Raw genomic sequence first — 25,074 nt, 5'->3', positions numbered from 1 at the left:
CCATTACGGCATCTAGCTAGTGGTTTCCGCCTGACATAAGAGTCCGGTTCGGGATTCCCTTTGTTGCGTTCGCATGCGAGTCTGGCGCATGCGCACAGGAATATCGTTCACCGTTTCGCCGACCGATCGTGCCCGTCTGACGGCGCTGATTAGGGACCGCAATGCCCCACAGAAGCATGTCTGGCGCGCCGAGATCGTGCTTCTGTCCGCCGACGGCGTCGGCACCGTCGAGATCATGCGCCGGACCGGCAAGTCGAAGACCTGCGTGTGGCGCTGGCAGGAGCGCTTTGCCGCGGAAGGCTGCGACGGGCTGCTGCGCGACAAAACGCGGCCGTCGCGCATTCCGCCGCTCGGACCCGATGTCGCCGCGCACGTGGTGGCAATGACGCTTGCCGATCCGCCGGGCGAAACGACGCACTGGACGGCCGACATGATGGCGAAGGCGGCCGGCATCAGCGCCAGCGCGGTCCGGCGCATCTGGAAGGCACATGGCCTCGCGCCCCACCGCTGGCGGCAGTTCAAGCTCTCCAACGATCCGAAATTCGTCGACAAGCTGCGCGACGTCGTCGGCCTCTATGTCGATCCGCCGGCCCACGCCATCGTGCTGTCGGTCGACGAGAAGAGCCAGATCCAGGCGCTCGACCGCACCCAGCCCGGCCTGCCGATGAAGAAGGGCAGACTCGGCACCATGACGCATGACTACAAGCGCAACGGCACGACCACGCTGTTTGCCGCCCTCAACGTGCTCGACGGCACCGTCATCGGCAGGAACATGCAGCGCCATCGCCATCAGGAGTTCATCCGCTTTCTCAATGCCATCAACGCCGAGGTTCCCGCCAACAAGGCCGTGCACGTCATCCTCGACAACTATGCTCCCCATAAGCACCCCAAGGTGCGCCGTTGGCTCGACCGGCACAGCCGCTTCACCTTCCACTTCACCCCGACCTCATGCTCATGGCTCAACGCGGTGGAGGGCTTCTTCGCCAAGCTGTCGAAACGGCGCCTGAAACGCGGCGTCTTCCACTCCGTCATCGACCTCCAGGCCGCCATCAACCGCTTCCTCGCCGAGCACAACCAGCAGCCCAAGCCCTTCACCTGGGCCGCCGATCCCGACAAAATCATCGCCGCCGTCAAGCGCGGGCACCAAGCGTTAGATTCCATCCACTAGGGGCTATCCAATAGGCGGTTGCGAAACCGTGGCTCGCACCCTAGCATGGCATTAGGGAAAACTGTCTATTTTCAGATGAACAGGTCAAAAATTGAGTATGACAAAACCCGATGCATATAAAGTGTCCAGCGTCGATATTCCGGAGGTTGTTAGCCGAAGGAAATCAATTCAATCCGTAGAAATTGGTGCAAGGGTGCTACTTTCTCTATTGAAAACAGATCCTGGTGGATCTTTTCTTCGCGATGTTGCGTACCATTCTGGGCTGTCCCGCAGTCAAGCACACCGATATTTGCTTGCCTTCGTCAATGCCGGAATGGTAGAGCAGGATGCGTCCAGCGGCCGGTATTCACTTGGTACCCTTGCGGTACGCTTGGGGCTAGGGGCGATTGCAACGCTCGATCCAGTGCGAATCGCCACAAGACACCTTGAGGGACTGCTGAATGAGTTGCAAACGACCGGGTTACTCAGCGTTTGGGGCGACTATGGGCCGACGGTAATTCGCTGGATTGACGGTGGCATCCCACTATTCACTTCAATGCATGTTGGATCCACTTTGCCGTTGCAAGGCTCCTCCACCGGCAGTCTTTTCCTAACCCATTGCCCACCTGCGCAGACTAGAGAGCGCATCGAGATGGAAAGAGCCAAGGGGATAATCGTTAAAGATGCCGATCTGTCCAAGGAAATCCAATCTGTGCGCAAACTTGGATATGCGAGAACATGCGGCTCGGTAGTGCCAGGTCTTGCAGCGGTGTCAGTGCCGGTTTTCGACTCGCAGAATAGCTTGGCCGCGACGATGAGCGTTCTTGCTCGTTCACAGGACAAGACCTATTTCAGCGAGGCAAAGATCGCACGAATTATGGAGGCGGCGCGGCTGGCGAGCGAAGCGATCGGTTGGCCCGGCTCAACTTGAGCTTGTGTACCACCTTTTGCAATGCACTGCACAGTGAGAGCGGCACACCTTGAACTCTTGCTCGCTTGTTGCGGATAGATGACGCTCCGTGGTAGATTCAGGAGAGCAGGGTTAGATGAACCTCGAAAATCCTGCGGCTGGACCCCGCAGTGGTCGCCGGGAATTCATTGCCATGATGGCGATGATACAGGCGCTCCAGTCGCTTGCCTTCACCTCGCTGCTGCCGGCTCTCGGACATATCGCTGCCGATTTTGAGGTTGCCCAATCGAACCAGCGCCAACTGATCATCAGCGTTTTCCTGATCAGTTCGGGATTGAGTTCGCTGATACCTGGAACAATCTCCGATCGCTACGGGCGCAAACCAGTCCTGCTCGGCTACATGGCGTTGTTCGTCATCGTCAATGCGGTTTCGGCGTTGGTGCGCGACTTCCATGTGCTTCTGGCGCTGCGCGCGATATTGGGGTTCGCATCGTCCGGGCTGACGGTGCTGCCGCTGGCGATCATCCGCGATCGCTACGAAGGTGCCGGCATGGCCAAGCTGCAGGCGGTGGTGGCGATGCTGTTCATGGCGGTGCCGACTTTCGCGCCCAGCCTGGGCTATGCGATTCTCGAGCTCGCGGGATGGCGGGCGATCTTCCTGGTGATCGGTGCTTTGGCGCTGGCGGTCACGGGCTGGTTCCTGCTCAGATTGGAAGAAACCAACCCGAAGCAGAACCGGCAGTCGCAGCGCTCGGGCAACTTGCTGGGCAATGTTGCAACGGTGCTCGGGAACCGGATGTCGATCGGCTATGTCATTGGCATGTCCTTGATTTTCGGCGGGCACTTCGGGTTCATCAACAGTTCGCAGCAACTGATCGGCGAGCATTTCGGGGCAGGCTCGGCCTATCCGCTGATCTTCGGCTCGATGGCGGCGACCATGGCGCTGGCCAGCCTGGTCAATTCGGCGATCGTCGAGCGCTTTGGCACCCGGCGGATCGGCCATGCCGCAATTTTCTGCCACCTTGCGGCATCGGTGGGACAATTGCTCCTGGCCTCAGCTCCCGGCGAAACCCTGGTCCAGTTTGTCGTCCTCATGTCTCTCAACATGTGCCTGCTGATTACCGTCTTCGTCAATTTCACTGCAATTGCCTTGCAGCCTTTCGGGCATATTGCCGGCGCGGCCGCATCGGTTCAGGCATTCTTCCGGCTGGTTCTGGGGGCAGGGTTGGGCGGCCTGATAGGTTATGTCTACGATGGCACACCGCGGCCGCTCGCGATTGCGCTGGTCTTGGTCGGGTCGCTGACCTTGGCCCTTGTGCTTTATAGCGAACGGGGTAAGCTGTTCCAGCGCCTCAATCCGTCGAGCCGATAGGCGCTTGCCTCAGGACGAGGTTAATGGCTCCTCAACCGTTTCGGGGATGCCGGGCGCCGCAATATCCGAGACCATCCGCACCCCGTCGATCACGATCGGACTGGCGACCCCGGTTCGCTGGTCGCGCGTGATTGCCATGCCCCGCGCGATAACCTGCGGGTTGGCGAAGACATCGTCGAGTTCGTTGATCGGACCCGCCGGAACGCCGGCGTCCTCGAGCGCGTCGGCCAGCTCCTGCCGGGTCCAGGTTGCAGTCAGCGCTTCGAGCGCGGCCAGCAAGACCTCGCGGTTGCGAACCCGGCCTGGGTTGGTGGGAAAGCGGGCATCGCTATCAAGCCCGACGCCGAGCACCCGGCAGAGGCTGGCGAACTGGCCATCGTTGCCCACTGCGATGACCAGATCCCCGACGCTGGTCGGTAAGGCCTGATAGGGTACCAGATTTGCGTGGCCGTTGCCGACCCGGCGCGGCACGGTGCCCGAGGTCATCCAGTTCAGCGCCTGGTTCGCCATGACGCTTACCTGAGTATCGAGCAGGGTCATGTCGATATGGGCGTTCAGTCCGGTTTCGTGCTGCCGGTTGATTGCGGTGGAGTGGTAATAGGCTGGGCCGAGGTTTTCGCCGCTGTCCGAGACGACAAATGGCGGGCCCCGGTGGCGGGTATCATCGCCGCTGACCGGGCGTTCGATCTTGATCACTTCGGCGCCAAGATCGGCCAGCAGCTGTCCGCACCATGGACCGGCCAGGATCCGGGCCAGCTCCAGCACGCGAACCCCGCTCAGCGGCTTGGCCATGCCACCGGCGGGGGGGACTCCCCACCATTTGACAAGTGTTGAGTTGCGCGGCGGTCCGCTTCGCGCAGCCGTAGGCTACGCTGCGCGGACCACCGCGCAACGGCTCGCTTCTGGAGAGATGAGGCGGTCAATCAGCTCTTCGGGCGAGGGACGGATCGAAGGCGGTTTGAGAGACCAGCATCTTGCAAGCGACAGCGATCAACCAATCGGCGACAGATCGCAATGCGCGTGCATGACCGTGTCCACGGGCACGAAGCGCAGCATATTTTTCTCGGCTCCTGGGGTCGTGTTGAACGGCGACACGAGCCCAGTGATCGACAGCGTTGCGCAGTCGTCCCTGGACCGCCTGCCGCATCAGGACCTCACGCTTCTTCCCGGATCGCTTGGTAATAGGCGCGACGCCAGACAGGCATCGCAAAGCATGATAATCTCGTCGCCGCAGAGCATCGGAAGCCTCTGCGAGCAGCGTGGCGAGAACGATTCTTCCGACGCCCGGCAAGGTTCGCAGGATCGCCACGTCACGCTGCTCCCCGAGCTGTGGTCCAGAGGGTTCCACCGGGACTGAAAGGGCTACTGTCAGCCTGTCGAGTTGAAGCTCTGCGGATGCGATCTGGTAATTGACCAGATCCAGTCGGGCAGCGACGGTTTCAAGTTGGCCCGTTGCGGCTGCAACAGTACCGGCCGCTACGGGGACCGGGATGGTGCGCAACATTTCGAGCACCTGTCGGCCATGCAAACGCCGGCTGCGGTATCGCTTAAGGAGTCTGGCGATGGTCGCTTCATGGACACGGGCAACCTTGGCCGGCGTCGGCACCAGCCGCCATAAAGCGAGGAACCAGGGCGCCGCGATGTCCTGCGACACTTCGAGCAATTGAGGATAATAGCGCCAAAGCAACTCACGCACGCGATGACCCAGGCGCGTACGGTCAAGGTGCAACTCGTCCAGGATACGCGACCATTCTCTCAATTCGACGAGCAGGGGATCGAGCGTGAGCAGCGGCCGAAAGCAATGCGCGTCCGTTCGCAAGGCATCCGCCAGCACCATCGCGTCCCGGCTGTCGTCCTTTGCGCCCGCTGGAGAAAAGCGATCGCGAAAGCGATCCAGCTGTTTGGGATTGATGGCATAGACATGGAATCCGCGTTCCATCAGGCTTTCGACGACCGGACCGTGCGGCACCTCGATCGCGACATGAATATGATCGGGAACCCATCGGTCGCCGCCAGTATCCAGGTCGCGAGTTCCGTCAAACCCGCACCGCCATGCTCAAAGCTGCGTTCGCCGAGCTTGGAGCCATCGGCATCCGTCAATCGAACCTGGTGCGCCTGCGAGGCCCAGTCGACGCCCACAAACCATCGTCTTTCCTGATCCATAACTGTTACTCCCTTCCAGTCGGGGCCAGCCGCGATCTTCGTCTTTCCCTGTATTGGCGTTCACGACGCTTACTCCCTACGGGACGTCATCGCGGCCACCAACCGAGGCACAGGTCCCCCCCAGGTGCTCAAGGCGCAGGGGGGCGAATGGTAGCTCCCGGCAGGCTGGCCCGTCCGCAGCTTACAGCTTGACGGGCCTCAACGAGATACAGGGGGGAGGCGTCTGCCATCCGATCGTCGGCATCGTTTCAGTCCTCTGCTTGCCCGGCGATCCGGGCCGCCCATTCCTTGGCCATGTCGCCGGCCGCCTTAGCCAGCGCGAAGGCATCGATCCCGACCGCGATGAAGCGCGCTCCGCCATCGAGGAATTGCTGCACCAGGCGCTGGTCGCGCGACAGGATGCCGCAAGGTTTGCCGGTTGCCCGGATTCGGGCCAGAGCGCCCGCGGTCACTTCGTACAGCGCGGCGAAATTGCTTTCGCCCAGCAGACCCAGCGACGCGGCCAGATCGACCGGGCCGACGAACAGCGCATCGATGCCGTCGACGGAGGCGATCGCCTCGATGTTTTCCAGCGCCAGCGCGGTCTCGATCTGGACGATGATGCACAGCCGCCGGTTGGCATCGGCGACATAGGCCGGGTAGCGCCCCCAGCGCGCGGCCCGGGCACCGCCGATACCGCGCTCGCCTTGCGGTGGATAGCGCGCAGCCTTGACCATCGCCGCAGCCTGTTCTGCGGTTTCGACCATCGGCACCATGATCGTCTGGGCGCCGAGATCGAGAATTTGGCGGATCGCGATCGGATCGTCGCTCGGAACGCGCACGACCGCCGAGCAGGGCGGATTGGCGTCCACCGCGCGGAGCTGATCGGCGATGCCCGGCAAGGTCTGGGCGCCGTGCTCGGCATCCACCAGCACCCAGTCGTAGCCAAGCCCGGTGCAGATTTCGGCGATGTTCGGGCTTGCCAGCGCGAGCCAGAAGCCGAGCTGCACCGGGCCTTCGCCCAGGCCTTGCTTGAAGCGGTTCGCAGGAGTTTTCATCTGCGCGGCTGCCTCAAACGAACCGGAAACCGATCGCGCCCATCGGCCCGAAATCGGCGTTGAAAACGTCGCCCGGCCGCGCTTCGACCGGACGGGTGAACGAGCCGCCCAGGACGACTTCGCCGGGTTCCAGCGCCTGCCCCCAAGGCGCCAGCCGGTTGGCCAGCCAGGCAATGCCATTGGCGGGGTTGTTGAGCACGCCCGCCGCGATCCCGGTTTCCTCGACCACCGCGTTGCGGCTCAGCATCGCGCCAATCCAGCGCATGTCGACCTTGTCGGGCCGCATCGGCAGGCCGCCGACGATGATGCCGGCGTTGGCCGCATTGTCGCTGATCGTGTCCTGCACCTTGCGGCGGGCGCCGGTTTCGGCATCCACCACTGTCGTTCGGCTGTCGATGATTTCAACCGAAGGGATGACATATTCGGTTGCCCGCAGGACGTCGAACACGGTGACATTCGGGCCTTCGATCCGGCGGGCCAGGACAAAGGCCAGTTCGACCTCGACCTTGGGGGTGATGAAACGGTCGCAAGGGATGTCGCCGCCCTGTTCGAACACCATGTCGTCGAGCAAGGTGCCATAATCCGGCTCGGTGATGCCTGCGACCTGCTGCATGGCGCGCGAGGTGAGGCCGATCTTGTGGCCATGGACCGTCCGCCCGCGCGCGAGCTTGAGATCGACCCATTGCTTACTGATCCGATAGCCATCGGCAATCGTCATGTCCGGATAGCGGGCGGTGAACTGGCGGATTGGCTTGCGGTTCTGCTCGGCGGCATCGAGTTCCCGCGCGAGCTCCGCGACTAGAGCAGGATCAAGCGTTGGTTGCGATTGACCGGATCGAGCGCCGCGATTCGGGCTTGTCATATCCTCTCCCTGATCCTCAAGCATTATGCCAAATGCATTGCACAATAACGAATGGTCGTCTACCACATCCTGCGCCTCCCAACGACCCCTGCCTTGATCGCAAAGGCGGCGGCGAATAGGCACAAGAGCAAACCTGCGGAGATAGAGGATGACCATCGACACAAGCGTGCGGGAAGAAAGGATTACGGGGCGAGGCCTGACTTCGCATACCCTTCTGGCCGGCGATCCGAGCAAGCCGGCGGTGCTGCTGCTGCACGGGGCAGGACCGGGAGCCCATGCCGGATCGAACTGGCTGCACCTGATGCCCGACCTGGCGGAAAACTTCTTCGTGATCGCACCGGACCTGATCGGCTTCGGACAGTCGGTCATCCCCGAACCCTGGCCCGACAATGTCATGGCCTGGATCGGTACACGGGTGGACCAGTGCTTCGGGCTGCTGGACACGCTGGGCATCGATAAAGCCCATGTCGTTGGCAATTCGATGGGCGGTGCGCTGACCCTGCAGATGATGAGCGAGGAGCCTGACCGGATCGACCGGGTGGTGCTGATGGGCTCGATCGGTGCGCCGGGCCCGAAGACGCCCGAACTGGTGCGGCTGCTGTCGTTCTATTCCGATCCGCGGCCCTCGCGCTATCGCCAGCTGATGCACAGTTTCGCCTATGACCCCGACAAGTTCGAAGGCATGGAAGAAATCGTCAAGAACCGCTACAAGATCGCCACCGATCCCGAGATTATGAAGACCGCGGTCAAGATGATCGATTCGATGAAGCAGGGTGTTGATACGCTCAACATGCCGCCGTCGATCCTGTGCAAGCTGCCGCACAAGGTGCTGATCTTCCACGGCCGGCAGGATCGCATCGTTCCGCTCGATACCAGCCTCTACCTGATCGAACACCTCAAGCATGCCGAGCTCTACGTGCTCGATCGCTCCGGCCACTGGTCGCAGCTCGAACGCTGGGACGTGATGCGGCCGATGCTGGAGATTCACTTCGGCGCGCGTTCGTTCTGAGCGCAGCCGGCAGCATAAGCGCCGGGCGCTTGCTTTGCAGAGCAGGGCTGGGCAACCAAGGAAGTGAAGGGGTGGTCGGGCGTCTTGTCTGGCCACCCTTTCCGTTTGAAGGTGCCGCGCATGAATGAATCAGCAACCGATGCCGAAGCCTTCTGGGCGTTTTCGCTCGAGGTCTATGCTAAGCCGCAGGTGGCGGAACTGTGCATTGCCCTACAGGACGAATACGGTTTCGATGTCAACCTGCTGCTGCTGGGCTTGTGGGTGGCGGAGATGCAGCGGAAGGCGCTTGATGCCGAACGGATTTGTGAGCTGCGCGAAGCCGTCGCGCAGCTCAACGACAACCTGGTGCATCCGCTGCGCCGGGCGAGGCGCTGGGCCAAGCCCTCTGATCCCGTTGCCGAAACTCCGCGACACAAGATTTACGGGGCTCTCAAGCAGGTCGAACTAGAGGCCGAACGTCTTGTCCAGGCGGAGATGGTGGAAACTTTGGCGGCAGGCTTGCAACGGGGCGGCGAAACGCCAACGCCCCAAGCAGCGGCAAGGGCGAGCCTGGAGCGATACCGGCAGTCCATCGAAGCGCCCGATTCTGCCACCGCGCCGCTAGCGCAGCTGATCGTCAAGGCGCTCCCTTGGCCGGTATTGCCGGGGTCTGCGCGGGCGGCTCCGCATCCTTGAGATAGGCGTAGATTTCGGCGATCTCTTCGTCGCTCAATTCGGTCGGACGGAATGGCGGCATCTCGATCAGGCCCTGACGCACCACTGCCTTCAGGTAGTCGAGTTCAAGGTCCTTGCGGCCGATCAATGCCGGGACCGGCCGGCCCAGTTGGTCGAGCAACATCGTGGCGGGATGGCCGGGACCAGGATTATGGCATCCTGCGCAGTTCAACGCATAATTCTCAGCACCATCGGGTTTAACTGAATTCGGTGACGTTTTGCAGGCACCGAGCATGGCAACGAGTGAGAGGATAGCCAGCTTGTTCATTTTGTCTCCAACTCCGATAATCGCGGGGCGGCTCAGGCGGATGCGAACAGGCCCGCGGGGTCGAGCGCCTTCTTGATCCGTTCATGCAGGAGTGAGAGTCCCCTGGTTTCGAACGTCTTGTCGACCGCTGCGCGCATTCCGGGTTCGGCGATCGCCTGCCCGAAACCGGCTTCGGCCTGTGCCGCGATCAGCACAGCGGCACATTCGCGGGCCCGGGCGGCACTTTCGATCTGCGTGGTGGCAAAAGGTAGGATCTGGCGATGATTGGCCGAACGCCACATCGCCACGGTTTCGCCAAGATAGTCGAATTCGTGCTTGGCGCAGATGTCGCGCGACAGTTCGTAGAGCCGCATGGCCTCCTCACCATCTACGGGGCTCACCGGGTTGGCGGCAACCGCCTGATCGCCGCTCCATGCCGGAACGAATGCTGGCGCATCGGCCACCACGCCGGTCATGGCGCCAATACGCCACGCCCACAGGCGGGGATCGATGCCCTTGCCGTCGGCGATCACCCGAGCACCGGAGATCGACGAAAACGCCCCCTTGACCATATCCCACAGGATCGGGACATTGCCTGGCAAGCCATAGAGCGCGCCGTAGAGATTCCAGTGGCCCAGGCCCAGCGCCTCGCCCGCAGCGGTTACCGCGCTGGCCGCCATAGGCCCCTTGCCATCATAGTCGCCGCGCTTCTTGCCGAGCAGGGCGGCTTCGTGCAGCGCGCTGCCGACCGCGACGCCATTGGCCACGACCATGTTGAGCTTGAGCGGCCCGAGCACGTCGAGCAGATCGGCCAGCTGGTCTTCCTTGGGCACGGTCACCATGAAGGTCTGGTGGGCTGGCGGTTGCGGCATCATCCACATGCCGACCTTGGTCGGCACCGCGAAATCCGACTGCGTGAACAGGCCATCGACCCAGGGGCCGTAGCCGAACTTGAACAGTTGCCAGCAGGTGCTCTTGGGCATGGCGCCCATGCCCGTCCGCACAAGCTTTCCGTCCGCGAGCATGACCTCAAGCCCGCACTGCATCAGGAAGTGATCGGAGTAGGGGGTGTAGCCGGGCTGACGATGGACGAAGCTTGCGGCCACACTGGCGTCGGGGTTGCCGCCATGGTCGATCCACAGCTTGATGCCCTTTTCCTTGATATGGGCATCGAGCTGGCGGAAGGTCACCCCCGGTTCGACCAGGCAATAGGCCAGCTCCTCGTTCACCTCGAGAATTGCGTTCATGCGCTGGAGGTCGAGGATGATGACCTTGTCCAGCCCTGCCTTTTCGAGGCCGTGGGCGCCGTTGCACACGGGTTGCAGCACACCGCCGGCGGTTCGCGCCGCCTCCAGCGCCTTGGCGAGCTGGGTTTCATCCGCCGGCAAGACGATGCCAAGCGGTGCCGCGCCGCTGATTGCAAAGCGGGCCAGCCCCTGAGGGGTGCGATCGACTGCCGCGGCGCCGATCGCAGCTTCCACCGCGGTCAGCGCGGCCATCTGGCGAGCTTGGTCTGTCATGGGTCCTGTTCCGCCTGTCTATTGCTGGAGAATCTTCACGTAACGATCGAGATTGGCTGCATCGACGGCGAAGTGCGCCGAACGAATCCCGATGCCGATGGCGCTGTCCGGTTCGCTGTCGCGCCACGAAAAGCAGCAAGTCGGGCAACGGTGGATGGTCCACACCACCTTGCCGCCTTCCTTGCCTTGATAGTCAGCGAGGGCGCCGCCGGTCGCGCAGCGCGGACAGACCGTCTTGCTCATTGCAAAGCTCCCAGTTGCATGGCCCGGATCTTCTTGCTCAGCTCGTCAATGTCCGGCCCGGTCGGAGGGGTGACCAGATGCGCTTCGCCGACCGGGTCGGGGGGCAGGTAGCTGGTCGCGTCGATAATCAGGCGATGACCCTTGCCGGGAACGACGGCCGAAGGATCGATCGGGACCGCAGGCATGTTGGGCAGGACGATGATGTCGTCGGCGCGGGTGCGGGTGGAAAGCGCCCACATCACCTGGTTGAGATCGAAAGGATCGACATCGGCATCGACCATGATCAGGTTCTTGAGATACATCACGCCGTGCGGAGTGCTCAGCGCGCGCAGCGCGACGGTCTTGGCAAAGCCCGCCATCCGGTTCTTGACCGAAATGATCCCGGTCAGCCCGTGCTGGTACAGCGCGTTGACCGCGGTGACTTCCGGAAAATTCTGGCGCAGCTGCGCATAGATCGGGGCCGAGGTATGCAGGCCGATCAGGGTATCGTGTTCGGTCCAGCCGCGGCCGATATAGATGTTCTCGAAAATCGGGTTCTTGCGGTGCGAGATGGCCGTCACCTTGAAGATCGGCGCCTTGCGGACCCCGCTGTAGGAACCGGGAAATTCGCCGAACGGACCTTCCAGGACACGTTCGCCCAGTTGCATTTCGGCTTCGATCACGATCTCGCTGTCGGCGAGGATGTCGATGCCATTGCCCGACTTGGTCAGCCGGATCGGCGCGCCCATCATCGCCGAGGCATAGGAATATTCCGATTCTTCGTAACCGATCGGTGTCGCCGCGAACACCGCCAAGCCCGGATGGTTGCCCAGCATGACCGCGATCTTGAGCGGCAGGCCGGTACGTTCGGCCGCCATGATCTGCCGGCCCATGTCGTGCGACGGGATGGTCATCAGGGTGAAGCTGTCGGGACCTTGCAGTTGCAGCCGGTAGATGCCGACGTTCTGCTTGCCGAAATTGTCTAGGTCTTCCGGATCGCGCGACGCCACCGATGCCTTGCCGAGGTAGAAGCCGCCATCGTATTCGTTGATGCGGTAGACCGGCAGCACGTCGTAGAGGTTGATCCCGCTTTCGATCCGGCATTCATGAACCGGCGCCCGGGCTTCGGGAACGGTGCTGATCTGCGCCGCCGCATCGCCCCAGCGCCCGGCGATCTCGAAGAACAGTTCGCGGATTGTCGTTCCCTTGGGGCGGCCGAGCAACAGCGCGATATTGTCCCACGAACCGTGCACGCCGACCGCGGTGCGCTTTCCGGGGTATCCGGCAATGTTGTCGAACACGATCGCTGGCGCGCCGTTGGCGTCGCGCGATGCGGCGACCGCGATGTTGCGCACGTCGGGCTCGGGCATCACCCGCTCGCTCCAGGTGATCGCCTGTCCGGCATCGCCCAGCAGTTCGAGGAAGTCCCGCAGCGAGGTGATGGACCGCGATTGCTTGGCCAGATCCTGCATCATCAGTTCCCTTCAGTCAGACCAGCTCAATGGCCGCCTTGGCCGGCGGTGGCCGTCTGGACGGTCACCCATTTCCACTCGGTCATGATTTCCAGATCGGCCTCGGTGCCTTCACGCCCGAACCCTGAAGCCTTGGTGCCGCCAAACGGGACGTGCGGTTCGTCGTGGAGGGTCGGAGCGTTGATATGGACCATCCCCGCCTCGGCTTGCTGGGCAAAGCGCAGGGCCTTGTCGATATCGCGGGTGAAGATCGACGCGCTCAGGCCGTATTCGGTGTCGTTCGCCAGGTCGATCGCTTCCTCGAGCGCGTCGAATGGATAGAGCGAAGTGACCGGACCGAAGGTTTCTTCGGCAAAGACCGTCATCTCTGGCGTCACGCCGCTCAGCACCGTGGCCGAGCAAAGGTTGCCATTCCATTCGGCCCCTGCAAGAATTACCGCGCCCTTGGTGCGGGCATCGTCGATATGCCGGCGGACTCGATCGCGTTGGCGTTCCGAAATGATCGGTCCGAGCATGGTGGTGGGCTCGCGCAGGTTGCCGCCCTTGGCCTTGGCCGTCGCGGCGGCGAAGGCCTTGGCAAAGGCGTCGAAGATCGGACGTTCAACGTAGATCCGCGATGCCCCCATGCAAACCTGGCCCTGATACATGAAGATGCTGAACAGCGCGGCACCGACGGCCTTTTCGAGATCGGCATCGGCGCACACGATCAACGGGCTCTTGCCGCCGAGTTCGAGTGTGTACTTCTTGAGGTTCCGGCCGGCGATCCCGGCGATGTGCTTGCCGACTCGCGACGACCCGGTGAAGGTTATCGAGGCAACCTTGGGATGACCGGTCAGGGCATCGCCGATTTCCGCGCCGTTGCCGTAGACGATGTTGAACAGCCCATCGGGCACGCCGGCGTCGCGCCACAGGGCGGCGAGCAGATCGGCGACCTTGGGGGCGGCTTCGGACGGCAGCAGAACGAAGGCGTTGCCGGTCGCCAGCGCCATCGCAGATTGCTTGATGCCCTTGATCAGCGGCACGTTGAACGGGGTAATCCCGGCGACTACCCCCACCGGCTGGCGCAGGCTCATGCTGAAGCGGCCCGGCGTGTCGGAGGGAATTGTCTCGCCGCGGACCCGCCGCGGCACTCCGGCCGCAGCGCGCAGGAAGCTCACCGCGAACCGCGTCTCGAACCCGGCCTTGGCGGCGGGCGAACCGATTTCGTCGATCAATACCTCGCTGAACAGCGCGGCGTCGCGCTCCATGATTTCAGCGGCCTTGACCATCCAGCCTTCGCGCACCGCGGCGGGCAGATCGCGGTGCTGGCGAAATGCCCTGTCGGCGGTCTCCACAGCACGATCGACGTCGGCGGCCGTGCCCGCCGCAACCCTGGCGTAAACGCTGTCGTTGACCGGATTGAGGTCGTCGAAATAGGTGCCGCTTCCAGGCGCTACCGCCACGCCGCCAATCCAGTGATCGAGGTTCTTCATCTTGCTAGTATCCTTCAATCAGATTCCGGCGCGGTCACGCGGTTGTGCGCATCGCCTTGGGCCAGATGCCCTGCTTGCCAGGAGAGAGAATGCCGTTGGGATCGAGAACATCCTTGAGGCGGTGGTGGAGATCCCAGAGTGCGCCGTCGTTGTGTTTGTAGGTCCTGGCGATCTGATCCATGAAGGCGAGGTGCGTGCGGTATTCGCCGAACCCCGCCTCCGCAGCCTCGTCGACCAGCAGGCCGAACAGGTCGTAGGCGCTCTTGCGCATCGTCTCGTCGGCGCGGTCGTACATGATCATCAGGATGTGATGCATGTCGCGCCAGCCGACCAGGAATTCGCCGATGTAGTCGAAGCCGTGATCGTTGCAGCGCTGCTTGATCAGCTTGTATTGGGCAAGTGCTTCGGAACCACTGGGCGCCGAGATCGGCGAAAAGTTGATGTGCCCGCCGCCGCCGATCCAGTTCATGATGCTGAATTCGGTCATGTTCGGCTCGCCGCGCATCAGCCGTACGCGATAGTCCCAGGCCGGATCGTTCTTGCGATCGAAATGGACCTTGGCGCCGGGAATGCTCATCAAGGCATCCTCCACCACCTTCCAGTTGTTCTCGATCACCGGCGGCGGGCCGTACAGCGCGCCGTAATAGTTCCACATTCCCAGATCGTGGTCCGCGGCGATCTTGGCACGGATCGACGGCGGCAGCGGGCCCTTGCCATCGTAATAGTGGCGCCGCGTGGTCTTGGCCGAGGCCTCCCACAGCAGATCGACCGCAACCGCCGCATTCGGGATGATCTGGTTGACCTTGAGCGCCCGGGTGACCTCGAAGATCGCCTCGAGATCCTCCTCCTTCTGGTAGGTGATCATGAAGGGCTTGTAGCCCGGCGGTTCCGGCATCAGCCAAATGCCCATCTTGGTCACCACGCCGAAATTGGATTGGGTGAACATGCCGTCGAAATGCGGGCCGGCCACGTGCTTGGTGACCTGCCAATGCTTCGATCCGGCAAGCGCGCCCTGTCCTGTTCGAACGACTTCACCATCGGCCAGCACCACTTCCATGCCGCACTGCATGACAAAATGGTCGCCATAGGGGGTATAGCCGGCGCCATGCTCCAGCGCATTGCCCATCACGCCGCCCCAGGCTGGTGCGGCAGGATCGATCCACAGCTTGCTGCGGATCTGGCGCAGATGGCGGTACAACTGCATGTAGGATACGCCGGGCTCGACCAGCGCGTAGCCGTATTTCTCGTTGACCTCGATCACGCGGTTCATCCGCCGCAAGTCGAGCATGACATAACCGGATTTGCGCGGAGCCGGGCCACCATAGGCAAAATTGCGGCCGGTCCCGATGGTCCAGACAGGGATCTTGTAGGCGTTGACGACTGCCAGGATCTTCTGGATTTGCTCGACACCGTCGGGCGCAACAGCGGCGGACGGCAGCATTTCGCCATCGGCCAGCGGAGAATAGGCGTCCCGGTAAGCCGAAAGCGGAAGCTCGTCGAGGAATACCCATTGCTTGCCGACAACCGCGGCAAGCTCGTCGAGCGCCTTGTTGAAAGTGGATGCGTCGACACCCTGGGGAACAATGCGGCTCAAGACAGGTCTCCCCCGATTTCATAAACCCAGGAGGCCAGCAGTCCGGGGCTGCCGGCCGCGATATCGCACGAACCCGACTGACAGGTGTTCAAGCGAGCTTCGGTTGGGGCACCGAGCGCGTCGCGAACCAGGTGCGCGACGGCCACCGGCCATGCCGCCGCGGCGCCTTGGAGCAGTTGCGCCGCGCCCTCGGTCCGATGCTGCCAGCGTCCGCCCGTGTAATGGTGCCGCCACAGCAACGCCGGGCGGGCGCCGCGCTCAACCAGGACCTGTCCGGCGATCATGGCTGCGGGATCCGAAGTCAGGCCAACGATCAGGCCATCGGCATCGTCCAGTTCGTGCAGAAGAACATTGAGCGACCGGTCAAGCCGGATGGTCCGGCCAACCACGCCGCTTTCGGCAAGCGTCGCCGCGAACATCCGGCTTTCCGGCGACGCGCTTTCCTCGATCACCGTCACCCTGCGTGCGCGGGCCGCCGCCGCTCCGGGCAATACGCCAAGCCCGGCCACGGCTGCGCCCAGCGCTCCGGCTCCCAGGAGCTCGCGTCGCTTGATATCCCAAGCCATCATGCCTGCCTTTCGATCTTCAGCGGCGCCGGTTCGGCGACCGCACTCTCGGTGGAAAGTCCCTGCCAGCGGCCCGCTGCGTTGCGATGTATGTCGAAGTGATCCAGCACCCGTGTGCAGCTGTGATCGACGATGTCCTGAAGGCCTGCAGGACGGGCGTAGAATGCCGGGACCGGTGGAAAAATGACCGCGCCCATTTCGGTGCAGGCGACCATGTTGCGCAGGTGAGCCAGGTTGAGCGGCGTCTCGCGGGTCATCAGCACCAGCTTGCGCCGCTCCTTCAGCATCACATCGGCGGCGCGCGTGATCAGATTGTCGGACAGACCGTGGGCCACCGCTGCCAGAGTGCGCATCGAGCAGGGCGCTATCACCATGCCGTCGCACAGGAACGAACCGCTGGCGATGCTGGCGCCGACATTGCGGACGCTGTGCACCACATCGGCCGCACCTTCGATCAGGCGACGGCCGTCCGGAATTTCTTCGCGGATGTTGAGCAAGGCGGCTTGCGACATGACGAGGTGAGTTTCCCAGCCACCTTGTTCGCGGAGCATTTCGAGCAGGCGCTGCCCGTAAACCGAGCCCGTCGCTCCGGTTATGGCAACGACCACGCGCTTCATGGGCGGACTGCGCCGCCCGCGCGTTCCCTGCGTACTCCCGTCGCAACGTTCATGGCCGAATCCTTCTCCCTCAACCATTATGCAACAAATTGTACTATAAGCAACATGTAAGAGCACCTTGAAGCTATGTCCTTCGGGGCTTCTCCGCTTCAATCGCAGGCTGCGGCGGCAAGCCGAGACTTATGGCCTTGAGTTCCAGGAATTCGTCGATCCCGTGACGCGATCCCTCGCGCCCCAGTCCCGATTCCTTGACCCCGCCAAACGGCATGGTTTCCGAAGAAATGATGCCGTTGTTGACGCCGACCATGCCGACCTCGAGACCTTCGGCAAGGCGCCAGAACCGGTCCATGTCGCGGGTGAATGCGTAGGCGGCCAGGCCCGAGCGGGTGCTGTTGGCCAGGGTCAGGGCTTCGGCCTCGGTTTCGAAACGGAAGAGGGGAGCGACCGGTCCGAAGGTCTCTTCCAGCGCCAGCCGCATGTCCGGGTTGGCGCCGGTCAGGACCGTGGGCTGGTGGAACAGCTCGCCGGCTTCATGGCCTTCGCCTCCCGTGACGATCCGGGCACCGCGCCCGACGGCATCGCCGACATGTTCGCGCACCTTCTGCAATGCCGCGGCGGTGATCAGCGGGCCCTGATCGGTCTCGCCTTCCAGGCCGTTGCCGACGCGGAAAGCCGCGACTCTGGCGGCCAGCGCTTCGGCGAACCGGTCATGGATGCCGTTCTGCACCAGGATGCGGTTGGCGCAGACGCAGGTCTGGCCGGTGTTTCGGAACTTTGAAGCGATCGTGCCCGCCACGGCGACGTCGATATCGGCATCGTCGAACACGATCAGCGGAGCGTTGCCGCCCAGCTCCATCGACACCCGCTTGAGCGTCGTCGCGCACTGCGCGGTCAGCAGCTTGCCAACCGTGGTGGAGCCGGTGAAGGTGAATTTGGCAACGCCGGGATGGCTGGTCAGGACCGATCCGATCGCCGGCGCATCGCCTGCGATGACGTTGAAAGTGCCCGCCGGAACACCGGCCTCGAGTGCCAGCCGGGCCAGCGCGAAGGCCGTGAGCGGGGTCAGTTCGGCGGGTTTGAGTGTAACGGTGCATCCTGCGGCCAGGGCGGGCGCGACCTTGCGCGTGATCATCGCTGCGGGAAAATTCCATGGCGTAATCGCGCCGACCAGGCCCACCGGCTGCTTGAGAACCAGGACCCGGCGATCGCGTTGGGCGGGGATGATCTCGCCATTGATGCGCCGGGCTTCTTCCGCGAACCATTGGATGAAACTGGCCGCATAGTCGATCTCGCCCAGCGCTTCGGCGAGCGGCTTGCCCTGTTCGGCCGTGAGCAGCATTGCCAGATCGTTGCGGTTTTCGCGAACAAGCGCGAACCAAGCGTGCAGAATGGCGGCGCGTTCGGCGGCCGAATGGGCCCGCCATTCCCCGAAGGCTCTGGCGTTGCTTTCGACGGCGCGGTTCGCCTCGACCGCACCCAGGAGGGGGATTTCCGTCAGCGCCATCCCCGTCGCAGGATTGATCACGGCAATCGCCCGCTCGGTAGTGGCTATGGCCTCGCCATCGACGATCGGCAGGCCTGCAGCGAATTCGGGCCGGGACAAGGATGGCTGGGAAACAGGCATGGAGCGAAACCTTGGCAGTCGGTTGGGAAGTTCAAGGGATGCAAACGAAACGGGGCGGAACCGCCGGAGCGGATCCCCCCCAATCGATGGGGTGACCTTTCGGTCACCCCAGGCAGAGCCGTCAGTACTTGTAGGCGACCTTGAGGAACCATTCGCGCGGCCGCGAATAGGTTGCCTCGGCGACGCCGCCAACGTCCAAATCCACATAGCCGCCCTGGATGTAGCGCTTGTCGGTTAGCCCGTCCTATTCACCGGACCGGGTCTGGCGGGTTGGCGGGAGTGGCATAAGCCTCTGATCTGAATTAGGAACTGGGTGTCGAAGCCGAACCTGCCGCAGGGCAGAAAATGCCACAGGCCACACCCGCCATGAATGACGATATCGCAAGCACATTCCGATTCCCAGCGGTCGGGCGCAAGAAAGTCACAGCCGCTTTCGACGGTGGCCGGCTGACATCGGACGGCGGTGTCCTGCTGCTGGCGCAGGCCGAGCGCACGATGGGGATCTGCCATCGGCTTGCGGCTTGCATTGCCGACTGGCGCGATCCTGCGCGGGTGGTTCATCGCCTCGACGACATCCTGCGTGCCCGCGTGTTCGCGATCGCCTGCGGCTATGAGGACGCCGATGACCTCGACGCCCTGCGCGACGATCCGGGCTTCCGCCTGGCCCTGGGCAAGCTGCCGGGATCGGGCGTGGGGCTGGCCAGTCAGCCGACGATGAGCCGGTGGGAGAACGCACCGACCTCGCGCGAATTAGCCAGGATGATGGCCGCGATGATCGACATCTACTGCGCCAGCTATCCCGCCCCGCCGGCGGCGGTGACGCTGGATATCGATGATACCTGCGATGTCGTGCACGGTTATCAGCAACTCTCATTCTGGAATGGTCATCATGGCGAGCGTTGCTTCCTGCCGATCCATGTCTAAGACACGGCCACCGGCCGGCCGGTGGCGATGCTGCTGCGCACCGGCAAGACACCGTCGGGTGCCGAAGCTGCCGGCCACATCCGGCGCCTGGTGCGTCACATCCGCCGAAACTGGCCGGAAACGCACATCGCCATCCGCGGCGACGGGCACTATGGCCGGCCCGAGGTCATGGCCTTCTGCGAGGCGGCCAGCGTCGATTACGTGTTCGGCCTGCCGACCAACGCCGCGCTGCGTGGCGATCCGGTCATCGTCGCTGTCGCCGATGCCTGCGCGGTCAAGCGGGCTCAGCGCCAATACCCGGTCCTGCGCAGCTATGCCGAGACCCGCTACGGCGCGAAGAGCTGGAACTGCCAGCGCCGCGTCGTCGCCCGAATCGAGGCCAGCACAATGGGCATGGACATCCGCTATGTCGTCACCTCGCTGGCCGACGGCTCGGCCGAGCACATCTACGACACGCTCTACTGCGCTCGCGGCAACGCCGAGAACCTGATCAAGCGGCACAAGACCCAACTCGCCAGCGATCGCACCTCGTGCCGCTCTGCCAACGCCAATCAAATGCGCCTCATCCTGCACACCGTCGCCTACTGGCTCCTGTGGCGTATCCAGCAGGAAATCCCAAAAGCCACCGCACTCGCCGCCGCCGAGTTCGCAACGCTGCGCCTGCGGCTGCTCAAGGTCGCTGCCCGCGTTATCGAAACCGCCACGCGCATCCGCGTCGCCTTCGCGTCAGCCTGCCCCGATGCCAGCGTGTTCAGAGCCATCGCCATCAGCCTCCGGCCAGCACCCACATAGCCAGCGCGGCGGTGCCGCCGAACCCCCGAGCCCAGTCCATCAACCTCGAAAAGCCCATTGCTCCTGCCGCGGTGAAAAACGCCGGCGAAGCCGCTCGCCCTGATCACTGGGCCACCGACAGATCGAGGCCAGACGAACCCGGAGCGGCGTCATCATGAATAGTGCGGGTTAGGTTCGTGACACCTGCCGTTACCGTGAAGTGGTCGCTGGCGTCGGTGAACGAAGCGCTGGCGCCGAACACGCTATAGGCGGGTTGATACAGCTGCGGGCTGTTGATGGCATCCTTGAAGGTGACGCTCTGATGGTACCAGTCGCCGCGAAGAACGAACTTGCCCTTGTCGCTCTCGTAAACGGTCGCATTCGCGGCGATCGTCGCTGTCCATTCGGGCACGAACGCAAACTTGGAGTTCACGTTTACCGGGAAAGCACTTGGATCCACCGAACGATAATAGGCATCGAGGTAACCGACACCATAGTCGATCCTTAGCCAGTCGGTCGGGGCGGCCTGGCCTTCGATCTCGAAGCCCTTGATCCGGCCCACACCCCCGTTGCGAACCTTGGGCGCGATACCCTCGTTCACGACGATTTGGATGTCGCTGTAGTCGGATTGGAACAGCGCGATGTTCATGCGCAGGCGCCGGTCGAACAATTCGGTCTTGAGGCCGACTTCGTAGGATTCGACGAATTCCGGGGTGAAAGCAGGGGTGACGAGTTCGCCCGGGAATATACGCTGGCTGAAGCCGCCATTCTTGAAGCCCTTGGAATAGGACGCATAGCCCATGATGTCGTCGGTGAACTGATAGTTCACCGAGACCGCCGGGGTCCATTCCTTGGCCTTGGCGGACACCTCGACCGCGGGCAGATTGTGGTTGCCGCCAGGATTGGTCGCCGACGGAACACATGCCGGGTCAGGGAACCCGTTCGGCAGCAGCTGCGGCGCTGGCTGGCCGACCAGGCAGCGGCTGTACTGAATGAACACGCCATCAGGATAGGGTGGGAGAAGACCCGCGGTGAAATCGCGATAGATTACCTGGGCCGAAGGGTCGAAACGCTTGGTTTCGTTGGTGTAGCGGATACCTGGAGTGATCGAAAGCTTGTCGGTGACCTTGTAGGTGAACTGCATGTAAGCTGCATAGCTGTCGTTGTTGATTTTGCCGCCGCTTAAAAAGTTCGCGAAACCGAACCGCAGCGGTTCGATGTCCTGGCCCTTTTCCTTCAAGTAATAGGCGCCCAGAGCGAACTTGAGCCTGTCGTCGAACAGGTTACCGTTGAGCTGCAATTCCTGCGAAGCTTGCCACAGGTCGATGTTGTTGGTCAGCTGCAGCACTTCGTGCGGAGTCACGTCGAAGTCGTATTCGATGACCGACTTCTGGTCGCGGTACGCACTGATCGACTTGAGTGTCACGCCGCCGAAATCATACTCGAGCGTCAGATTAGTACCCCAAAGGTCGAAGTCGGAACGGTTCGGACCTCCGGCCCAAGTCGTATCGATATCGCCCGTTACCCATCGGGAAGAAACGCAGTTCGGATTGCTCACCGGCGCCAGTTCACCCGGGGCGCCACATTGTCCAGCGCCACCGCCCAGCTTGTTGTAACCGAAGTTTGAGCTAGGGAAGGCAACTTGACGGCCGTCAGGCAGATTCACGATTTGCAGAAGATCGGGTGAGTCCCGGTTTTCGATAAGATAGATAGCTGCCTGTTCTTCGCGACGAATGTTGACGTCGGCGGCGAGAATTGCCTTGAAGTTGTCGGTCGGTTCCCACTTGAAGGCGACGCGTCCAGAGAAGCTGTCCTTGTTGCCCTGTCGTCCGCCGTCGAACAGGCGGCGCTGGTAGCCGTCGCGGGTTTCGTAGGACGCCACGGCGCGCATCGCCAGCGTATCGCTGATCGGGATATTGACGATGCCCTTGATATCGGCACGGTTGAAGCGTCCGGTTGCGGCTTCGAGCTTGAGTTCGAAGTCATTCCCGGGTTCGTTGGTATTAACAATGATCGCGCCGCCAATCGTGTTTTTGCCGAACAGGGTGCCCTGCGGACCGCGCAGGATCTGGACGTTCGAAATGTCCGCCATGTCGAGCAGGCCCCCGACCGAACGGGCAACATAGACGCCATCAACATAGATGCCGACACCGGGATCGACGGTGATGTTGAAATCCGTTTGGCCAACGCCGCGGATAAAAGCGGTGAGCGAGGCGCTGGAGCCAGAGATGTTGCCGACGGGTTGAATGTTCACATTGGGCGCGAAGGACGCAACCTGCGCGACGTTGGCAATTTGTCGGTCTTCGATCATTGCACCGCTCATCGCGGTAACCGCGATCGGCGTTTCCTGGGCATTCTCCTCGCGCTTGCGCGCGGTGACGACGATAGTGTCAAGACCGCCGGTATCCTCGTTCTCCTGCGCTGCGGCACTGGCTTGTTTGGCGTCCTGCGCGAAAGCGTTGGTCGGAGCAAAGGCAAGGCAAGCAAGCACAAGGCTGCTGCCAGTAAGCAGCCATTGCTTGCCGCTGCCCGTGTTGTACATCATAGACATGCATATTCTCCCTTGAGTTTGATTTGGATCGCGGTTCCGATCCATTTTCCCACCTCGTTTTAAAACCTGACTTCAACCGTCCCACCGATCTTGCGCGGCTGCTCGTAGAAACCATCGGTCGATAGCGCGCCGGGGCGCATCGTCTGGAACACTTTTTCGTTGGTCAGGTTGGTGGCCCACAGAGAAACTTTCCATTTCTCGCTCTCGGGCGTCCAGCCAATCGACATGTTCGACAAGGTATAGGCACCTTGCGAGAAAATGTTGGCGAAGTCGTAGTAGAGGCGCGAACTGAAAGAGAGGTTGCCGTTGATGCTCAACCGACCGCCGCCCAGATCATGCCCACAGTCAAAGCCGACGTTGCCTGACCATTTCGGTGCACGAGTCATGACGTTGCCCGAAGCATCCAGCGTTACGACGGTATTTCCGCCGTCAGCCCGCGGGAGAAAGCCTTGGGCGGCCGTGAAATCCTTGTAGCGCGCGTGGGTGTAGGCTAGCGCCCCGCGCAACTTCAAATCTCTGGTGGGTGCAACGGTCAATTCCAGTTCGCCGCCATAGATTTCCGCATTGGCGGCATTCTGGAGAATGTATCCCGCGCCAAGCGAATCCTTCGACTGCAGTTGAAGGTTTTTGTAATCGTAGTAATAAGTCGCAAGGTTGACCCGCAGCCAATTGAGCGGATCCGACTTGATACCGAATTCGGCGGCCTTGATTTCCTCCGGTTCGACCGGCACGTTGCGGGTGCTCGCCATATTGTAGACACCACTCTTGAAGGCGGTGCTCCAACTTGCGTAGACGTTCGTGGTGTTGCTAATTTCGTAACGAAGGCCGACTTTGTAGTTGAACTTATTGAACGTCCGATCGACGTCGTTGACGACTAGGGTGCCATTCACCGTTTGCGAGAACTCGCGTTTTTCCGTGGTGTAACGGCCACCGAGATTCACGAACAGGCCGGGCGTGGCCTCATAGGTCGCGTCCGCAAAGCCCGCGAAGGACCGACCGCCGAGATCCGGCTCAAGCGTCGGCCCGGCTAGGGGGAGAGTAGGATTCGCGGCCGTCCAGGGCTGGAGGAAGGAACTGCCACCGAACTGGTAGAAATAGCCGCCTACGAGCCATTGGAACGGCCCGGGGTTCGACGAGCTGAGCTTGATTTCCTGACTGCCGGATTCGGAGCGGAAGATCGCTGGAAAATTCCCTAGTCGCAGATTCGAGGCATCCGAATCCGTAATCTGGGTCCAGCGCAAGTTCAGGAAACCGCTGGTGGTTTCCAGGTTGACTGCGACCAGTTCGAGTTTGGTGTGCAGGGCGAAGGTCCACCGCCGAAGGTTCAGCACGGGCGCCTCGGCCAACGACGCTTGCCAGGGGCCCGTTGGCAGGATGACGCCAGGAAACCGCCGTCCAGCAGTGTTGCCGTCGACCGGCTGGGGCGAATTGGTGGTGCTCTGCTGATCGAAGAATTCGCCGGTCAGGACAACCTTGAAATTGTCCGCAGGCTTGAACAGAACCTTGCTGCGCAGGTCGATGACCCGCTGATCGCCAAGCGTTCCACCACGCACCAGATCGTCAATATAGCCATCGTTCTTGCGGAAGAGGCCAGATAGATCGATCGCGGCCTTTTCGCTGATCGGGCCGGTCACATAGAGCCGCGCGTCATAGTCGCCCGCTTCGCGCCGCATCCGACCGACCCGCAAGGAAGCCTTGCCCCGGAAATCGAAGCTGGGGTCCGGCGTGATCACATTGATCAGCCCGCCCGTCGCATTGCGACCAAAAGTGGTGCCTTGCGGACCGCGCAGCACCTCAACCGGCTCGACCTCGACCAGATCGATTCAGTTTGCGGCAGATTCGGGCTGATAGACACCGTCGATGTAGGTGGCGATATTGGGTTCGTCGCCAATCGAGATGCCGGTTGAGCCGACACCGCGAACCACGGGCTGGAAGACACCCATGTTGCGGCTGCCTACAAAGCCAGGCACCAGCTGGGTCAGCGTCCTTACTGTTGAGACGTCGGCCGATTGCAGGGCATCTCCGCCCAGCGCTGTGACGGCCACGGGCACCTGCTGCAATCTTGCTTCGCGGCGGGTCGCAGTGACAACGATATCTTCGATACCGGTCGACGCCTGCTCATCTTTGGGCTGCTCGGCTGTTGTATCCTGAGCGAGCGCGACACTAGTGGATGGAATCTAACGCTTGGTGCCCGCGCTTGACGGCGGCGATGATTTTGTCGGGATCGGCGGCCCAGGTGAAGGGCTTGGGCTGCTGGTTGTGCTCGGCGAGGAAGCGGTT

General features: G+C 62.3%; 22 protein-coding genes and 2 pseudogenes. 6 read left to right on the top strand and 18 right to left on the bottom strand.

Annotated features, from left to right (window positions below; genetic code table 11):
• Positions 1-88 precede the first annotated feature (88 nt).
• From A0U87_RS22030 to A0U87_RS22020, 3 genes are all read left to right on the top strand, one after another.
• Positions 89-1,168, top strand: coding sequence for an IS630 family transposase (locus A0U87_RS22030; RefSeq protein ID WP_086494367.1), 1,080 nt, complete (start codon positions 89-91; stop codon positions 1,166-1,168).
• 97 nt (positions 1,169-1,265) lie between these two features.
• Positions 1,266-2,078 carry an IclR family transcriptional regulator gene (locus A0U87_RS22025; RefSeq protein ID WP_037513068.1) on the top strand — a complete coding sequence of 271 codons (813 nt, stop codon included), beginning with the start codon at positions 1,266-1,268 and terminating at the stop codon, positions 2,076-2,078.
• 115 nt (positions 2,079-2,193) lie between these two features.
• Positions 2,194-3,429 (top strand): MFS transporter, encoded by a 1,236-nt coding sequence (locus A0U87_RS22020; protein ID WP_230588712.1) that lies wholly within the window; start codon positions 2,194-2,196, stop codon positions 3,427-3,429.
• 9 nt (positions 3,430-3,438) lie between these two features.
• On the opposite strand, the gene A0U87_RS22015 is transcribed toward A0U87_RS22020, so the two are convergent.
• The 5 genes from A0U87_RS22015 to hpaH form a co-directional block, all read right to left on the bottom strand.
• Positions 3,439-4,221, bottom strand: coding sequence for a CoA transferase (locus tag A0U87_RS22015; protein ID WP_037513063.1), 783 nt, complete (start codon positions 4,219-4,221; stop codon positions 3,439-3,441).
• A gap of 127 nt (positions 4,222-4,348) precedes the next feature.
• Positions 4,349-5,368 carry a transposase gene (locus tag A0U87_RS27070; RefSeq protein ID WP_206366622.1) on the bottom strand — a complete coding sequence of 340 codons (1,020 nt, stop codon included), beginning with the start codon at positions 5,366-5,368 and terminating at the stop codon, positions 4,349-4,351.
• Positions 5,368-5,592: a transposase gene (locus A0U87_RS27065; protein WP_052076710.1), complete on the bottom strand. Its 225-nt coding sequence runs from the start codon at positions 5,590-5,592 to the stop codon at positions 5,368-5,370. Before A0U87_RS27065 ends, A0U87_RS27070 begins: the two co-directional genes overlap by 1 nt.
• Before the next feature lie 248 nt (positions 5,593-5,840).
• Positions 5,841-6,581 carry an aldolase/citrate lyase family protein gene (locus A0U87_RS22005; protein ID WP_230588710.1) on the bottom strand — a complete coding sequence of 247 codons (741 nt, stop codon included), beginning with the start codon at positions 6,579-6,581 and terminating at the stop codon, positions 5,841-5,843.
• Between the two features lie 61 nt (positions 6,582-6,642).
• Positions 6,643-7,491, bottom strand: a complete 849-nt coding sequence (gene hpaH / locus A0U87_RS22000; protein ID WP_037513059.1) for a 2-oxo-hept-4-ene-1,7-dioate hydratase — start codon at positions 7,489-7,491, stop codon at positions 6,643-6,645.
• 148 nt (positions 7,492-7,639) lie between these two features.
• Between hpaH and A0U87_RS21995 the strand changes: the two genes are divergently transcribed.
• Positions 7,640-8,500, top strand: coding sequence for an alpha/beta hydrolase (locus tag A0U87_RS21995; protein WP_037513057.1), 861 nt, complete (start codon positions 7,640-7,642; stop codon positions 8,498-8,500).
• 120 nt (positions 8,501-8,620) lie between these two features.
• Positions 8,621-9,175 carry a TIGR02444 family protein gene (locus A0U87_RS21990; RefSeq protein WP_013832789.1) on the top strand — a complete coding sequence of 185 codons (555 nt, stop codon included), beginning with the start codon at positions 8,621-8,623 and terminating at the stop codon, positions 9,173-9,175.
• Here A0U87_RS21990 and A0U87_RS21985 read toward each other — a convergent pair.
• From A0U87_RS21985 to A0U87_RS21945, 9 genes are all read right to left on the bottom strand, one after another.
• Complete coding sequence (locus tag A0U87_RS21985) at positions 9,117-9,482, bottom strand: cytochrome c (RefSeq protein ID WP_013832790.1); 366 nt, start codon at positions 9,480-9,482, stop codon at positions 9,117-9,119. The two genes, A0U87_RS21990 and A0U87_RS21985, sit on opposite strands and share 59 nt — an antisense overlap.
• Positions 9,483-9,514: 32 nt before the next feature.
• Complete coding sequence (locus A0U87_RS21980) at positions 9,515-10,981, bottom strand: FAD-binding oxidoreductase (protein ID WP_037513051.1); 1,467 nt, start codon at positions 10,979-10,981, stop codon at positions 9,515-9,517.
• A gap of 18 nt (positions 10,982-10,999) precedes the next feature.
• The gene (locus A0U87_RS21975; protein ID WP_037513049.1) at positions 11,000-11,224 is read right to left on the bottom strand and encodes a non-oxidative hydroxyarylic acid decarboxylases subunit D; all 225 of its coding nucleotides are present in this window, start codon (positions 11,222-11,224) and stop codon (positions 11,000-11,002) included.
• Positions 11,221-12,678, bottom strand: coding sequence for a non-oxidative hydroxyarylic acid decarboxylases subunit C (locus A0U87_RS21970; protein WP_230588707.1), 1,458 nt, complete (start codon positions 12,676-12,678; stop codon positions 11,221-11,223). Before A0U87_RS21970 ends, A0U87_RS21975 begins: the two co-directional genes overlap by 4 nt.
• A 23-nt stretch (positions 12,679-12,701) precedes the next feature.
• A complete protein-coding gene (locus A0U87_RS21965; protein WP_037513046.1) occupies positions 12,702-14,147 on the bottom strand; it encodes an aldehyde dehydrogenase family protein in 1,446 nt (481 codons plus the stop codon).
• 34 nt (positions 14,148-14,181) lie between these two features.
• Entirely contained in the window at positions 14,182-15,741 is a 1,560-nt protein-coding gene (locus tag A0U87_RS21960; protein ID WP_037513045.1) for an FAD-binding oxidoreductase, read from the bottom strand.
• The gene (locus tag A0U87_RS21955) at positions 15,738-16,310 is read right to left on the bottom strand and encodes a hypothetical protein (protein ID WP_230588704.1); all 573 of its coding nucleotides are present in this window, start codon (positions 16,308-16,310) and stop codon (positions 15,738-15,740) included. The genes A0U87_RS21960 and A0U87_RS21955 overlap by 4 nt, the downstream gene beginning before the upstream one ends.
• Entirely contained in the window at positions 16,307-16,924 is a 618-nt protein-coding gene (locus tag A0U87_RS21950; RefSeq protein ID WP_025548158.1) for a UbiX family flavin prenyltransferase, read from the bottom strand. Before A0U87_RS21950 ends, A0U87_RS21955 begins: the two co-directional genes overlap by 4 nt.
• Positions 16,925-17,048: 124 nt before the next feature.
• Positions 17,049-18,548: an NAD-dependent succinate-semialdehyde dehydrogenase gene (locus A0U87_RS21945; RefSeq protein WP_037513043.1), complete on the bottom strand. Its 1,500-nt coding sequence runs from the start codon at positions 18,546-18,548 to the stop codon at positions 17,049-17,051.
• 345 nt (positions 18,549-18,893) lie between these two features.
• Between A0U87_RS21945 and A0U87_RS21940 the strand changes: the two are divergent.
• Positions 18,894-20,264: pseudogene (locus A0U87_RS21940) on the top strand (IS1380 family transposase).
• A gap of 103 nt (positions 20,265-20,367) precedes the next feature.
• Here the strand turns inward: A0U87_RS21940 and A0U87_RS21935 are convergent.
• From A0U87_RS21935 to A0U87_RS21925, 4 genes and pseudogenes are all read right to left on the bottom strand, one after another.
• A complete protein-coding gene (locus A0U87_RS21935) occupies positions 20,368-22,794 on the bottom strand; it encodes a TonB-dependent receptor (RefSeq protein WP_080727120.1) in 2,427 nt (808 codons plus the stop codon).
• A gap of 59 nt (positions 22,795-22,853) precedes the next feature.
• The gene (locus A0U87_RS21930) at positions 22,854-24,587 is read right to left on the bottom strand and encodes a TonB-dependent receptor (protein ID WP_155282121.1); all 1,734 of its coding nucleotides are present in this window, start codon (positions 24,585-24,587) and stop codon (positions 22,854-22,856) included.
• Positions 24,588-24,617: 30 nt separating this feature from the next.
• Positions 24,618-24,845: a TonB-dependent receptor plug domain-containing protein gene (locus A0U87_RS26875; RefSeq protein ID WP_276207875.1), complete on the bottom strand. Its 228-nt coding sequence runs from the start codon at positions 24,843-24,845 to the stop codon at positions 24,618-24,620.
• 112 nt (positions 24,846-24,957) lie between these two features.
• Positions 24,958-25,074: pseudogene (locus tag A0U87_RS21925) on the bottom strand (IS630 family transposase); the annotation flags it as partial.

It is taken from the genome of Sphingobium sp. MP9-4 (genome assembly GCF_005281675.1).
Classification (GTDB): Bacteria; Pseudomonadota; Alphaproteobacteria; order Sphingomonadales; family Sphingomonadaceae; genus Sphingobium; species Sphingobium yanoikuyae.
Note: the sequence above shows the minus strand (reverse complement) of the source record. Positions and strands in the feature narration are given on the sequence as shown.